The organism is Stenotrophomonas sp. YJH_SMC_53 (assembly GCF_059369995.1).
In genome coordinates, this window is record NZ_JCAFTF010000005.1 from 136,629 (window position 1) to 152,784 (window position 16,156).

The 16,156-nt window shown below is 68.7% G+C and carries 4 protein-coding genes; 3 read left to right on the forward strand and 1 reads right to left on the reverse strand.

Annotated elements, in window-relative coordinates:
• The first annotated feature begins 80 nt into the window (after nt 1-80).
• On the forward strand, nt 81-866 hold the full coding sequence (locus AC5P7X_RS09790; RefSeq protein ID WP_053500398.1) for a thioredoxin fold domain-containing protein: 786 nt from the start codon (nt 81-83) through the stop codon (nt 864-866).
• A gap of 120 nt (nt 867-986) precedes the next feature.
• Here the strand turns inward: AC5P7X_RS09790 and AC5P7X_RS09795 are convergent, their stop codons facing one another.
• Entirely contained in the window at nt 987-3,086 is a 2,100-nt protein-coding gene (locus AC5P7X_RS09795; RefSeq protein ID WP_253137546.1) for a glycosyl hydrolase family 18 protein, read from the reverse strand.
• A gap of 826 nt (nt 3,087-3,912) precedes the next feature.
• Between AC5P7X_RS09795 and purL the strand changes: the two genes are divergently transcribed.
• Together purL and AC5P7X_RS09805 are read left to right on the forward strand one after the other, a co-directional pair.
• Entirely contained in the window at nt 3,913-7,797 is a 3,885-nt protein-coding gene (purL, locus tag AC5P7X_RS09800) for a phosphoribosylformylglycinamidine synthase (protein ID WP_495214763.1), read from the forward strand.
• Between the two features lie 438 nt (nt 7,798-8,235).
• Complete coding sequence (locus AC5P7X_RS09805) at nt 8,236-16,149, forward strand: ESPR-type extended signal peptide-containing protein (protein ID WP_495214765.1); 7,914 nt, start codon at nt 8,236-8,238, stop codon at nt 16,147-16,149.
• Nucleotides 16,150-16,156: the final 7 nt, after the last annotated feature.

The following is a 16,156-nucleotide window of genomic DNA, read 5'->3' on the forward strand; positions in this document are numbered from 1 at the left end:
CCGGGGCGCTGCCGGGCGTCGCCGCCCGGTACCGGCGGCTGTGTCAGAATCCGGGGTCTTCTTCTGTCGCGGACCGCTCCATGCTCCGATTTGCCATCGCCGCCGTGTTCGGTGCGCTCAGCCTGACCGCCTGCGCCCAGCCGGCTCCGCCGGCCGCCAAGGCACCCGCCGCCGCTGCGGCCAAGGCCAATCCGGCCGCGAATGCGCCGGCCGACCAGGCGGTACGCGCCGCATTGACCGCGTTGAACCCCGGTTTCCAGGTGGACTACATTGGCGCCGCACCGTTCCCCGGCTTCCGCGAGGTCGTCGTTTCAGGCCAGCTTCTGTATGTGTCCGATGACGGCCGCTATCTGTTCCAGTCTCAGCCCTACGACACCCGCGCCAAGGGCCCGGCCAACAGCGAAGGCCTGCTCGGCTATCGCCGCGGCCTGCTGGCCAAGGCCAACCACGGCGATCGCATCGTGTTCGCCGCGCCGAACGCCAAGTACACCATCAGCGTGTTCACCGACATCGAGTGTGGTTACTGCCGCAAGCTGCACCAGGACATCGCCGAGCTCAACCGCAACGGCATCACCGTCGAGTACCTGGCGTTCCCGCGCATGGGCCTGGGCAGCAAGGACTACACCGACATGATTTCGGTCTGGTGTGCAGCGGATCGTCGCCAGGCGCTGACCAACGCCAAGCGCGGCGGCAACGTTCCCGCCAGGAACTGCACCAATCCGGTGGCGATGCAGTACGCGCTGGGCCAGCAGCTGGGCGTGAATGGTACGCCGGCGATCTTCGCGCCGGACGGCACCCAGCTGGGGGGCTACCTGCCGCCGGCACAGCTGCGTGCGGCGTTGGAGAAGCTGTCGGCCAAGCGCTGATCGCCGCCGACCTTGTTTCTGTAGAGCCGAGCCCATGCTCGGCTGATGTTTCCGCAGCCGAGCATGGGCTCGGCTCTACAGGTAGGAAGCAGGGGGCGCGCAGCACCCCCGGCTTTTCCCTTATTTCAGGCCATCACTGACTGCCTTGGTCAGCGTGCCCTGCGCATCGTCACCGCTGAACTCCCAGACGAACGCGCCGCCCAGGCCCTGGGTCTTCACGTAACCCATCTTGCGGGTGATGTTGGCCGGGGTGTCGAAGCTCCACAGCGTGCTGCCGTTGTAGATCCAGGTGGCACCGGCGGTGTTGTCGGTGTAGCCCGGCCACGCCAGGTTCTTCAGCACCTTCCAGTCCTCGATGCCGGCTTCATACGTGCCCGGGGCAGCACCGCTGGCGGCCTGGTACAGGCCGTTGTTGGCATTGGCCACGCCGGTCCAGCCGCGCCCGTAGTAGCCGATGCCCAGGTTGAGCTTGGCGGCGGGCACGCCACGGCTGATGAAGGCCTCGATGGCGTCGTTGCTGTTGTACAGCTTCTGGTCGCCGGTGGACGGATCATTCGGCGAATCGAACAGCGCCGACTGGTGATTGGTCTTCGCATCCCACGCGCCGTGGAAGTCGTAGGTCATCACGTTGATGTAGTCCAGGTACGGGTGGTACGCCGCCGGATCTGTGACGCGGATCTTGTCGATGCCGGCACCCACCGCCACCGTCAGCAACAGGCCCGGACGCACCGCATCGAGCTGGCGGCGGAACTCGGCCATCAGCGCGGTGAAGTTGGCGTTGTCTTCCGGCTTGCCGCATTCGATGCCGCAGGCCACCGGGTATTCCCAGTCGATGTCGATGCCGTCGAACACGCCCAGCGCCGCACCGGCGCCGCCGGCACCGTCGGTCACCGGCAGGTTGCCCTTGATGTAGGCGTCGATGCACGAGGCAACGAAGGCCTGGCGGTTTTCCGGGCGCGCCGCGCTGGAGAAGCCGCGCGACCAGGTCCAGCCACCCAGCGAGATCAGTACCTTCAGGTTCGGGTACTTGGCCTTGAGCTGCTTGAGCTGGTTCCAGTTGCCGCGCAGCGGCTGGTCCCAGGTATCGGCGCTGCCGCTGACACTCTCGGCGGCACTGAAGGCCTTGGTGTAGTCGGCGAAGGCATCGCCACCGGCACCGCTGTTCGGATCCGACGGCTGGGTGATGCCGACTTCGCAGCGATTGTTGCGCACGTTGCCGAACGCGTAGTTGATGTGGGTCAGGCGCGCCGCCGAACCGCTGCTGTCGATGTTCTTGACCCGGTAGTTGCGGCCGTAGATGCCCCACTGGGTGAAGTAACCGATGACCCGCTTGCCGGTGGTGCCGCCGTCACCGGCCAGCGTGGTGGCGCTGATCTCGGTGCCCTGCGCCGACGCGTTGCCGGCGTTGTCGCGCGCCCGCACGCGGTAACGGTAGGTGGTCGATGCGGTCAGCCCCCCATCCACATAGCTGGCACTGGACGGCGAACCGACCAGGCTTCCGTTACGGTACACGTCATAGCCGGCCAGGCCACTGCCACCGGTGTTGTCGGTGGATGGGCTCCAGCTGAGCGCGATGCTGTTGGCAGTGCGCGTTCCGGCCGCCAGCCCGCCGGGCACGCTCGGCGCGGTGGTATCGCCACCGGCAGCGTTGACGGTGATGGTGATGGTCGCGGTGCTGCTGGTGGCGTTGTTGTTGTCGGTAGCGACCGCGCGCAGGGTGTGGCTGCCGGCGCTGGCATTGGTCCAGTTGGCCGCGTACGGCGCACTGGTGGCCACGCCGAGCGTGCTGCCGTCGCGGAAGAATTCGACCTTGGCGACGCTGCCGTCCGGATCGCTGGCGGTGGCGGTCACGTTGACCGTGCTGCCGGCACTGAAGGTGGCGCCGTTGGCCGGCGAGGTCAGGCTGACCACCGGCGGCTGGTTGGTGCCGCTGCCATCGCAGGCACCGAGGTTGGTGTAGTAGGGCGCACCGGCCGGATGGTCCGGTGGCGCGTTCCAGATGTCCTGGTTCGCCCGATAGAGGACGCCTCCTTTCTGCAGGGTGTCGCCGGCCCGGTAGATCTTGGCCTGGTCCCACTGGGCCACGCCGGCACAGCTGGCAGCCTGCGCCAGGCCAGGCAGGGCGGCGCTGCCGGCGGCCAGGGCAAGCAGCCAGGCCAGATGGCGGGGACGACAGCTTCGGGTCGAACGTTCGGCACTGCGCACAATCGGGTCGTACATGGGTGAGTCTCCGATCAAAGGGCGCGCGGGCCCCGATGGCGCCGCGCGTGACGCAGGTCCGGGCATCGCCCGGGAAGGCGACGGAGGGGCCGGACGGAGGCACCTGGGAGGCCGGGGAGAGAGTCCGGCACCAGGTGGGGACAACGTTGTCATCAATTGCGTGGTCAATCCGTGAGCAAGCGCATGGTTCGGCGATTTGGGCGGAAAGCGGCGCTGCGCGCGGTCGGCGGCCATCGGCGGAGCCCCTTGTGGCTGGGGTGGGTCGCTGAAAGCGGGTTTCTGAGGGTTGGCCGGGAGGGTGGGGTCAGGCGGGGACGCCGTGAACCCGTCCCTGGGGGCTTGGCCGCGGCATCCATGCCGCGGACACCCCGCCTGACCCCATCCCCCCGGCCCCTGACAGGTTCCTGCGCGGCCAGCCACGAAAGACAGAAGAAAAAAACAAAAGCAAAAGCCGGTCGCTTCGCTCTTCAATGCCTGATTTCTGACTTCCTCTGGTTGCCGGCCAGCGGCCGGCCCTACCGGGAAGCGTCCACGCATGGCGTGGATCTACCGCAGATCGCAGAAATCTGTCGAAGGCGGGGTGGGTCCGGTGGCGGGGGTGTCCGCGGCATGGATGCCGCGGCCAAGCCCCCAAGGACGGGTTTACGGCGTCCCCCGCCACCGGACCCACCCCGCCATCCCACGGGAACCCAGCTTTTGCTTTGGCCGTTGCCGTTGCTGTTGCCGTTGCCCTGGCTTCGGCGGGTGCCGGGCGCCGCCCGGCCAAAGCCATCCCCCTGCTTCCGGTACAATGTCGGGCCCGTTTCCCAACTACGGTTCCCCGGACATGATGGTCCTCGAGGGCGCGCCCGCCCTGTCGCCGTTCCGCCGCGAACGTCTTGAATCCCGCCTGCAGTCCATCGCTCCCTCCCTGCGCATCAGCGGCGCTTGGCACGTCTACTTCGTGCAGCCCGAAGGCAGCGCCGCCCCCGACCTGACCACGCTGTGCCGCATCCTCGAAGCGGCGCCGCAGGCCGAAGCCGTGGCCGAAGGCGCAGTCAGCCGCATCGTGGTGCCGCGCCTGGGCACGCTGTCGCCCTGGTCGAGCAAGGCCACCGAACTGGTCCGCGGTGCCGGCCAGCCGGTCAGCCGGGTCGAACGTGGCCTGCGCATCGACGTGCAGGGCTGGCCGGCCGATGCCGACGCTCAGCAGGCGCTGGTCAAGGCGCTGCACGACCCGATGACGCAGTCGGTGCTGGAGACCGTGGAGCAGGGCCAGGCGCTGTTCTCGGCGCCGGCGCGTGGCGAGCTGGAACGCGTGCCGGTGGACCAGCTGGAGGCCGCCAACCAGCGCCTCGGCCTGGCCATGGCCCAGGACGAGATCGACTACCTGCGTGAACGCTTCACCGCGCTGGGCCGCTCGCCGTCGGACGTGGAACTGATGATGTTCGCGCAGGCCAATTCCGAGCACTGCCGCCACAAGATCTTCAACGCCAGCTGGACCATCGACGGCCAGGAGCAGGACCGCTCGCTGTTCCGGATGATCAAGAACACCCACCAGCAGACCCCGCAGCACACGCTCAGCGCGTACAGCGACAACGCCGCGGTGATCGAAGGCCATCCGGCGTCGCGCTATCGCCCCGATCCGGCCAGTGGCGAATACCGCCGCGAAGCGCAGGTGCCCAGTGCCTTCCAGATCAAGGTGGAAACCCACAACCACCCAACCGCGATCGCACCGTTCCCGGGCGCCTCGACCGGCGCGGGTGGCGAGATCCGCGACGAAGGCGCGACCGGCCGCGGTGGCAAGCCGAAGGCGGGCCTGACCGGCTTCTCGGTCTCGCACCTGCGCATTCCGGAATTGCCGCAGCCGTGGGAGGCGCCGCGCGCGCTGAACCCGCGCATGGCACCGGCGCTGGAAATCATGACCGACGGCCCGCTCGGCGGCGCCGCGTTCAACAACGAGTTCGGCCGCCCGAACCTGCTCGGCTACTTCCGCAGCTTCGAGCTGCCGGAAGGCACCGACCTGGTGCGCGCGTACGACAAGCCGATCATGCTGGCCGGTGGCCTCGGCGCGATCGACCGCGTCCAGGTCGACAAGATCCCGCTGCAGGCCGGTGATGCGGTGATCGTGCTGGGTGGCCCGGCGATGCTGATCGGCCTGGGCGGCGGTGCGGCCAGTTCGGTGGCCTCCGGTGAAAGCGCCGAGGACCTGGACTTCGCCAGCGTGCAGCGCGACAACCCGGAAATGGAGCGCCGCTGCCAGGAGGTCATCGACCGCTGCGTGGCGATGGGCGCCAACAACCCGATCAAGTTCTTCCACGACGTCGGCGCCGGTGGCCTGTCCAACGCCATCCCCGAACTGCTGCACGACTCGAACGTCGGTGGTGTCATCGACCTGGGCAAGGTGCCCACCGATGATCCGTCGCTGTCGCCGATGCAGCTGTGGTGCAACGAGTCGCAGGAACGCTACGTGCTGGGCGTGGCCCAGGAACGCCTGGCCGAGTTCGCCGCGCTGTGCGCCCGCGAGCGCTGCCCGTTCGCTGCGGTTGGTGTGGCCACCGCCGAGGAACATCTGGTGGTGGCCTACGGTGCCGTGCCGGGCCACACCCCGGCCGATGCACCGATCGACCTGCCGATGGACGTGCTGTTCGGCAAGCCGCCGAAGATGCACCGCGATACCGCGCACCCGCCGGCACCGCGCTGGCCGGCGCTGAAGACCGGTGGCCTGGACCTGCAGGAAGCCGGCCTGCGCGTGCTCGCGCACCCGACCGTGGCCTCGAAGAACTTCCTGGTCACCATCGGTGATCGCAGCGTCGGCGGCCTGACCGCGCGCGAGCAGATGGTCGGCCCGTGGCAGCTGCCGGTGGCCGACGTGGCAATCACCCTGGCCGACTTCGACGGCGTAGCCGGTGAGGCGATGTCGATCGGCGAGCGCACCCCGCTGGCCCTGCTCGATGCCGCTGCTTCGGCACGCATGGCGGTGGGCGAAGCGCTGACCAACCTGTGCGCGGCCCCGGTCGATGCGCTGGATGAGATCAAGCTGTCGGCGAACTGGATGGCCGCGGCCGGTCACCCGGGCGAAGACGCGCTGCTGTACGACGCGGTGAAGGCGGTGGGCATGGAACTCTGTCCGCAGCTGGACATCAGCATCCCGGTGGGCAAGGACTCGCTGTCAATGCAGGCGCAGTGGCACGACCAGGGCGAAGCGCACAAGAGTGTGTCGCCGGTGTCGCTGGTGATCTCGGCGTTCGCGCCGGTTGCCGACGTGCGCCAGCAGTTGACCCCGCTGCTCGACCGGGAGGTGGACAGCGAGCTGTGGCTGATCGGCCTCGGTGCCGGCAAGCAGCGCCTGGGGGGTTCGATCCTGGCCCAGGTGCATGCCGACCACGGCGACCTGCCGGCCTTCGCCGGTGCCGCCCCGGACCTGGACGATCCGCAGCGCCTGCGGGGTTTCTTCGAGCTGATCCGCGATGCACGCCAGTCCGGCCTGCTGCTGGCCTATCACGACCGCAGCGACGGCGGTGCTTTCGCCGCGCTGTGCGAAATGGCCTTCACCTCGCGCCTGGGCCTGGACATCGCCCTCGATGCCTGGGGTGACGATCCGTTCCGCAGCCTGTTCAACGAAGAACTGGGCGCGGTGGTGCAGATCGCGCGCGAAGACCGTGCAGCGTTTGCCGACCTGGTTGAACGCCATGCATTGACCGAATGCGCGCAGCGCATCGCCAAGCCAACCACCGCACCGGTGGTGCGCGTGTCGCTGGGCGGCGAGAACCTGGCCGAGTGGCGCTGGGAGGCCTTGTTCGATGCCTGGTGGTCGGTCACCCACGCGATGCAGAAGCGCCGCGACAACCCGGCCAATGCCGATGCCGAGCGCGAGGTCGCGCGTGCCTTCAACGCACCGGGCCTGAAGCCGAAGCTCAGCTTCGACCTCAACGAGGATGTGGCGGCACCGTTCATCAGCAGCGGTGCGCGTCCGCGCGTGGCGGTGCTGCGCGAGCAGGGCGTCAACGGCCAGATCGAAATGGCCAACGCCTTCGAGCGTGCCGGCTTCCGTGCCTTCGACGTGCACATGAGCGACCTGATTGAAGGCCGCGTGGCCCTGCAGGATTTCACCGGCCTGGTGGCCTGTGGTGGCTTCAGCTATGGCGACGTGCTCGGTGCCGGCCGTGGCTGGGCCACCTCGATCCTGGAGCGCAGCGCACTGCGTGATGCCTTCGCCGCGTTCTTCGCGCGCGAAGACAGCTTCGCGCTGGGCGTATGCAACGGCTGCCAGATGATGAGCCAGCTGAAGAACATCATTCCGGGTGCCGAGCACTGGCCGCAGTTCCGTCGCAACGCCAGCGAGCAGTTCGAAGCCCGCACCGCGCTGCTGGAAGTGGTGGAATCGCCGTCGATCCTGCTGCGTGGCATGGCCGGCTCGCGCCTGCAGGTGGCGGTGGCGCATGGTGAAGGCCAGGCCGTGTTCGACAATGCCGTCGACCAGGCTGCTGCACGTGTCTCGCTGCGCTACATCGATGGCAATGGCAAGGTGGCCAGCCAGTACCCGCTGAACCCGAACGGTTCGCCGGACGGCATCACCGGCCTGACCAGCAGCGACGGCCGCGTCACCATCATGATGCCGCACCCGGAACGTACCCCGCGCGCGCTCAACCTGAGCTGGGCACCGGCGGAATGGCAGGGTGATTCGCCGTGGATGCGCATGTTCCGCAACGCGCGGGTGTGGTGCGGCTGATCGCATCGTTCCGCGCAGGCCGCAATGCCACCGCGTATGAAAAACCCGCCGCTTCGTCGGCGGGTTTTTCTTTGCACGCGTGAAACCCTTGTCGCGCCCGCTAGTTACATCGGTTTTCATGCGCCAGCGGTCCGTCACGTGTACCTAACAAAATACTTTTATAAACACGTGAAATGGTGAACTGCTTCACGGCAATAGCATTTGTCGTGTCAAAGTCTTGACGATCTGCAAAGTTGCCGTTAACACTTGAACCCCGTTTCAGAACCATTCATTCCGCAGTAACCGCTCGGCGCACGCGCTCGGTTTTCTGTCGCTGCGCGCCGTTCGGCAATACCCCGCAGTAAATCACGCGAATAAACGCCCCCAGGGGACGTTGGGCCACAAGGCCCGGCGGTGGCGTTGCTTTGCCCAAAACCAGTCCAATCAGGAGCCGTACCGATGAATCGGATTTATCGCAAGGTCTGGAACAAAGCATTGGGTCAGTTGGTGGTGGCCTCGGAACTGGCCTCCTCCGACAGCAGCGGTGGTGTTGTCGACCAGCGCCGCGATACGACACAGGCCACGCCCGCGCTGTTGGCGGTGGCACTGGGCCTGGTATTGGGATTGGGCATGAGCGGTTCCGCCATTGCACAGTCAGTGCAGATCGGCGGCAGCGCTACCTGCGTCGCATTCAGCGGCAAGCTGCTGGAAAAGTGCCTGATCGAAGGCTCGGCCACGGCCAAGGGCAGCAACGCGGTGGCGATCGGCAGCAACAGCAATGCCAGCGCCGCCAACAGCGTGGCGCTGGGCGCTGGCTCCAAAGCAGCGCGGGCCAATACCGTGTCCGTCGGCGACGCCGGCAAGGAGCGGCAGATCACCAACGTGGCCGCTGGTACCCAGGCCACCGATGCGGTGAACAAGTCACAGCTGGATGCGCAGGCGCGCGCCACGCAGGCCGCGCTGGCGGATGTCGCCGCAGATGGAAACCGCTACTTCAAGGCCGATGGCGCAGGTGATGACAGCGACGCGGCGAAGATCGACGGGCAGGGCGCTGTTGCAGCGGGCGCCGGTGCGCAGTCGTTGGCCAATGCCACCACCGCCATCGGTACCCAGGCGATTGCCGCCGGCCTGGGCGCCAGCGCGTTCGGCCAGGGCGCATTGGCAATCGGTGACGCCAGCGTGGTGGTCGGGCAGAGTGCTGCCGCGTTCGGTCTTGGTGACACCGCCGTCGGCGCCAGTGCCTATGCTGCAAGCGAGAATGGCGCGGCCACCGCCCTGGGTGCGCTGTCCGAAGCCACCGCCGATGGCGCCACTGCCGTGGGTGGCGGTGCCGTGGCGATGGGCCCGGGCAGTACCGCACTGGGTCGCGGCGCCACTGCCGCCAATGAAGCATCAATCGCGGTGGGTGCGTTCAGCACCGCCGTCGGTGAGTACAGCACCGCGCTGGGGTCCAACTCGGCGGCGATTGCCACCGGCAGCGTGGCGCTGGGCGCCGGCTCGCTGGCCGACCGCGTCGATACCGTCTCTGTCGGCGCCGCCGAATATGGCCTGACCCGGCAGATCACCAGCGTCGCTGCGGGTACCGAAGATACCGACGCGGTCAATGTCGGCCAGTTGAAGAACGTGGCCGCCGTGGCCGATGCCACGGCCAAGCGTTTCCAGGCCACTGGCAGCAGCAACAGCGACGCCGGCGCGCTGGCCGAAGGTGACGAGGCACTGGCGGCCGGCGAGGCGGCCAACGCCATCGGCAACGGCACCACCGCCGTGGGTGCCGGCGCCACGGCCGTTGCGCAGAACGCCACCGCCGTCGGCAACAACGCGCTGGCGTCGGGCCAGAACAGCGCCGCGTTCGGCAACAACGCACAGGCGAACGGCCCGGGCAGCGTCGCCGTCGGTGGTGCTGCAGTGGATGCCGATGGCAATCCGCTGATCACCAGTGGTGGCGTGCCGGTGGAAACCGGCGCCACCAGCGCAGGCGTCGGTGGCACTGCAGTCGGCGCCAGTGCCGAAGCCAGTGGATTTGCGGCGTCGTCCTACGGCGTTGGCGCGTATGCCGCCGGTGCGCAGTCGTCCGCATTCGGTGCGGTCGCCAATGCCATCGGTGACTACTCCACCGCACTGGGTACGCAGAGCACCGCCACCGGTACCAGCAGCGTCGCCATCGGTGGCCCGGCCGACCTGATTCCGGGCCTGGGCTTCTTCGTGCAGACCCAGGCCAGCGGCGAAGCCGCCACCGCGGTCGGCGCCGGCGCTATCGCCAGCGGTGATCGTGCGGTGGCCAACGGCAGCCTGACCGAAGCATCCGGTGCGGAATCCACCGCCGTGGGCTACTTCGCCTATGCCCCGGGTGAGAATGCCAGCGCGCTCGGTGCGCAGACCTGGGCCAGCGGCGCGCAGAGTACCGCCGTCGGTAATTACGCTACCGCACGCGGTGCCAACAGCGTTGCACTGGGTGCGAATTCCGAGGCTGTCCGTGCCAACAGCGTAGCGGTCGGCAGCGCCGGCAACGAGCGGCAGATCACCAGCGTTGCCGCGGGCAGTGAAGCCACCGATGCGGTCAATCTGGCCCAGTTGAAGGGGGTCGCTGCCGTGGCTGATGCCACCGCCAAGCACTTCCAGGCCACCGGCAGCAGCAACAGCGATGCCGGTGCGCTGGCCGAAGGCGAAGATGCGCTGGCCGCTGGCGAGGCGGCCAATGCGATCGGCAATGGCACCAGTGCACTGGGTGCGGGCGCCGTCGCCATCGCGCAGAGCGCCACTGCCGTCGGCAGCAACGCGCTGGCCTCGGGGCAGGGCAGCGCGGCCTTCGGCGCGGCGGCCACCGCCAGTGGCAGCAACGCCACCGCCCTGGGAACGCAGAGCAGCGCCACCGGCGCTGGCAGCGTCGCCATCGGTGGCCCGGCCGACATCGTGCCGGGCATGGGACTGTATGTGCAGACGCGGGCCAGCGGTGTGTCCTCCACCGCGGTCGGTGGTGGCGCCGTCGCCAGTGGTGACCGCTCCTTGGCCAATGGCAGCTTCACCGAAGCGGTGGGTGCCGAGTCCACCGCGCTGGGCTACTTTGCCTATGCCGCCGGCGACAACGCCAGTGCATTGGGTGCGCAGACCTGGGCCATCGGCAAGGACAGCACGGCCATCGGTTACTACGCCACCGCTGGCGCCGAAAACAGCGTCGCGCTGGGCGCCTATTCGGGCTCCAACCGGGCCAATACGGTGGCCGTGGGTACCAATGGCAATGAACGCCAGATCGTCAGCGTGGCCGCGGGAACGCAGGCGACGGATGCAGTGAACAAGGCGCAGCTGGATGCCGTGGCCAGCACCGCCGACAGCACCGCGCGCTTCTTCCAGGCACAGCCCGAAGCGGGCAGTGATGCCGGTGCGTTCGCCGAGGGCGAAGGTGCGGTCGCGGCCGGCTCCTCGAGCAACGCGATCGGTGCTGGTGCGGTTGCACATGGCGCTGCCGCGTCAGCGATCGGTGATGACAGCGTGGCGGTGGGTCGCAACAGCAGCGCCACCGGCAACGGCGGTGTTGCCATCGGTGGCCTCGGACAGGCCTACGACGAGTACAACCAGCCGATCATCGGCGCCGACGGAAAGGCGCAGCAGGTGGGCACCACGGCGGTTGCCGATGCCACGGCGGTCGGCAGCGGTGCGCAGGCCACTGGTGCCGTGAGCAGCGCGTTCGGCAATGCCGCCAAGGCCAGTGGCGACAACAGCTTCGCGGCCGGCGGCAAGTCGCGTGCGACCGGCAGCTATGCCGTTGCGGTCGGTGACAGCGCCTTCGCCAGCAGCGATGACAGCACCGCTGTCGGTGGCTACAGCTGGGCCACGGCCAGTGGTGCGAGCGCCTTCGGTTCAGGTGCATGGGCCACCGCCACCAACGCCTCGGCGTTCGGCAACGCGGCATGGGCCAGCGGCAGTGGCGCAACCTCCATCGGCTACAACAGCTGGGCCAATGGTGCCAGCTCAACCGCAGTCGGCCGTGGTGCCTTCGGCTATGGCGACAACAGCGTGGCGCTGGGCTTCCAGGCGCTGGGTAACAGCCTCAACAGCATTGCCATCGGCACCAACACGGTGGCCGGTGGTGAAAGCGCGATCGCGCTCGGGGCCGGTAGCAACGCCAGCGCCAGCAACGCTGTCGCGCTCGGCGCCGGCTCGGTTGCCAACCGCGCCCGCAGCGTGTCGGTCGGCAGCACCGGCAACGAGCGGCAGATCACCAACGTCGCCGCTGGCACCCAGGCCACCGATGCGGTGAATAAGGCGCAGCTGGATGCGGTGGCGAGTACCGCCACCACCACCAGCCGCTTCTTCCAGGCCAGTGGCAGCGGCGGTGACGTGGCCGGTGCGCTGGTGGACGGTGACAACGCGCTGGCCGCCGGTGATGCGGCCAACGCCATCGGCAACGGTGCCACCGCACTCGGCAGTGGTGCCAATGCGCTGGCCAACAACGCGCAGGCGATCGGTTTCAACGCGCTGGCCAGCGCCGCCAACGCCAGCGCCGTCGGTGCCAACGCACAGGCGACCGGTGAGTACGCCACCGCGCAGGGTGCGGAAAGCGAAGCCAGCGGCGAGCAGAGCGCGGCGTTCGGTGCCGCCAGCATCGCCAGTGGTGCCGGCAGTACCGCCAACGGTGTGTTGTCCGAAGCCTCCGGCGAGGAAGCCGTGGCGGTGGGCTACTTCAGCAACGCCAGCGGCAGCGGCGCCACGGCGGTCGGCAGCGAGAGCGTCGCCAGCGGCACCGCGTCGGCAGCGTTCGGCATCGGCGCCGAAGCGACCGGTGGCTACAGCACCGCCATCGGTGGCTACTCCCAGGCATCGGCGTTCAACGCCACCGCCTTCGGCAACTTCGCCAGTGCCACCGGTTCCAACAGCGTGGCGTTGGGCGGCGACTCCGAGGCGTCGGGTGCCTACAGCACCGCCACCGGCCAGGGTAGCCTGGCCACCGGCACCAACAGCGTCGCCGTCGGTGGTTCGCTGTTTGGCGTGCTGGCCACCGAAGCATCGGGCAATTACTCCACCGCCGTCGGTGGTGGCGCCTGGTCCGGTGGCATCAACAGCACCGCACTGGGCAACGCCGCTGAATCGCGCGCGGCCAACAGCGTGGCGCTGGGCGCCGATTCGATCGCGGACCGCGACAACACCGTGTCGGTGGGCGGTGGTGGCAATACCCGCCAGATCACCAACGTGGCCGCTGGCACGCAGGGTACTGATGCGGTCAACAAGAACCAGCTCGACGCCGTAGCGGCTGCAGCGGACAAGACCAGCAGGCAGTTCCAGGCCAGTGGCAGCGCCGATGGTGAAACCGGCGCGCTGGTCGAGGGTGACAACGCGCTGGCGGCCGGTGATGCGGCCAACGCCATCGGCAACGGTGCCACCGCACTCGGCAGCGGCGCCAATGCACTGGCGGCCAACGCCACGGCGGTCGGCATCGATGCGCTGGCCACCGGCAACAACGCCGCAGCACTGGGCAGTACCGCACAGGCCACCGGCGAAGACAGCCTTGCGCTCGGTACCGGCGCCAGTGCCAGCGAGCTGGGTGCCAGCGCCGCGGGTGCGCGTGCACAGGCCAGTGGTGCGTACAGCACCGCGACCGGCACCGAATCCAACGCCAACGGCACGCAGGCACTGGCCAGTGGCTTCCGCAGTGCCGCCTCCGCCGATGGCACCACCGCGGTCGGTGGCTATGCTGAAGCCAGCGGTCGCCTTGGCACCGCGTTGGGCTACGGCTCGGCGGCCAGCGGTGCCAACACCACGGCAGTGGGCTTCGGCGCCGCCGCGGCCGGTAGCGGTGCCGTTGCGGTCGGCCAGTCCAGCGAAGCCAGTGGCGCTGAGAGCGTGGCCATCGGTGGCAGCACCTTCTTCGGCCTGATCCCGTCGCGCGCCAGCGGCACCGGTGCAGCGGCATTCGGTGCGGGTGCGTGGGCGACCGAAGATTACGCCACCGCGATCGGCTGGAATTCGTGGGCCGATGCGGCAGATGGCACGGCACTGGGCGCCAGTGCCACGGCCAGTGGGTTGAACAGCGTGGCGCTGGGCGCCGGCTCCAAGGCCGAGCGCGACAATACCGTGGCCGTGGGCACCGCGGGCGGTGAGCGCCAGGTGACGCATGTGGCAGCCGGCACCGAGGCCACCGACGCGGTGAACAAAGGCCAGCTGGACGCGGTTGCCAGCGTTGCCGACAGGACTGGCCGGCAGTTCCAGGCCAGCGGCAACGCCGATGGCGAAGCCGGTGCCCTGGTCGACGGTGACAACGCACTGGCCGCCGGCAACGCGGCCAACGCCGTCGGCAACGGCGCCACCGCGCTGGGCAGCGGAGCCAACGCCATGGCCGTCAACGCCACCGCCGTCGGCGTCGATGCCCTGGCCACCGGCAACAACGCGGCGGCACTGGGCAGCAACGCGCAGGCCAGTGGTGTCGACAGTATGGCCGTGGGCAGCGGCGCCAGCGCCAGCGAACTCGGTTCCAGCGCCAGTGGTGCTGGCGCCCAAGCCAAGGGCGCCTACAGCACTGCCAGCGGTGCGCAGGCCACGGCCAGTGGCACGCAGTCGCAGGCCAGTGGTTTCCGCGCCACTGCCTCGGCCGATGGCGCTTCCGCGCTGGGCAGCTATGCCGAAGCCAGTGGCCGGCTTGGTACGGCGGTCGGCTACGGCAGCAAGGCCACCGGTGCGAATGCCACCGCAGTGGGTGTCAGCGCCAATGCGTCGGCGGCCGGCAGCATCGCACTGGGTGCCGGTTCGGTGGCTGATCGTGCCAATACCGTGTCAGTGGGCAGCAGCACCAGTGATCGTCAGATCACCCGTGTCGCCGCTGGTACCGAGCGCACCGATGCAGTCAATCGTGGCCAGCTCGATGCGGTCGCGGCGACCGCCGATGGCACCGCACGCTACGTCAAGGCCACTGGTGCGGGTACCGCCAGTGCCAGCGGCAGCGATGCCGCTGCGGTCGGTTCGGCCGCCAGTGCCAGTGGTGCACGCAGCAATGCGCTGGGTGCCAACGCGATGGCCATTGGCAATGGTGCGCTTGCACTGGGCAACAGCGCCGGCGCGTCCGGTGCGAACTCGGTGGCTCTGGGTGCGGGCTCGCGTGCGCTCGATGCCAACGTGGTGTCGGTCGGCGGTGGCAATGGCACCGATGGCCCGGCCACGAGGCGGATCGTCAATGTGGCCGACGGCCGCATCGCTGCCGGCAGCACCGATGCGGTCACCGGGTCACAGCTCAACGTCACCAACCAGCGCGTGGGCGCAGTGGAAACCCGCGTGGGTGATTTCGATTCGCGCATCGCGACGGTCGAGACCACGGCGGCCAGCGCAGTCGGCTATGACGACGCCAGCCGTGATCGCCTGACCCTGTCCGGCTTCCAGGGCACCACCATCGACAACGTCGGTGCCGGCAGCATCGCCGCCGGCAGTCGCCAGGCGATCAATGGCGGGCAGTTGTTCCAGTCGCTCAGTGATGCCGCCAGCTTCCTCGGCGGTGGCGCCAGCGTCGGCATGCAAGGTGTGTTCGTGGCGCCGAACTATGTGATCCAGGGCGCGACGTACAGCAACGTCGGCGATGCGCTCGGTGCGCTGGACCGCAAGGTCAGTGAGATTGACCGTCGTACTGCCGGTGGCACGCGTGCAGGTGCTTCCAGCCTGCGCGCAATGAGTGCGTCGCTGGATGAGAGCCCGCTGGCCAGCATGGCCGACGCACCGGCCACCGCCGATGCGGCACCGGCCAGCACCGCACGCGTGCAGGGCGCGCCGACTGCCGCCGCCGCCGGTGCCGGTGCCGGGATTCCGGTTGGCACCCCGGCCACCGGCTTCAATGCCGTCGCCATGGGTGAAGGCGCAGTGGCCAGTGGCGCCTCGTCCACCGCCATCGGCCAGGGCGCCAGTGCCACTGCTGCCAACGCGGTGGCTTTGGGCCAGGGCTCGGTTGCCGATCGTGCCAATACGGTGTCGGTGGGCAGCGAAGGCAACGAACGCCAGGTCACCAACGTCGCCGCCGGCACCACCGCCACCGACGCTGTCAACAAGGGCCAGCTGGATCGTGGCATGGCCACCGCCAACAGCTACACCGACAGCCGCGTGCAGGCCGTCGCCGATAGCTTCGATGTGTTCAAGGGCGAGATCGACGGGCGCCTGCGCCACATGGATCGTCGCATCGACCGCCAGGGCGCGATGAGTGCGGCGATGCTCAACATGGCCACCAGTGCCGCCGGCATCCGCACCCAGAACCGGGTCGGCGTCGGTATCGGTTTCCAGGGCGGCGAGTCGGCGTTGTCGCTGGGCTACCAGCGTGCGATCAGCGATCGCGCCACGGTCACCTTCGGCGGCGCCTTCAGCAGTGACGACAGCTCGGTCGGCGTTGGTGCCGGCTTCGGCTGGTAAGCCAAAC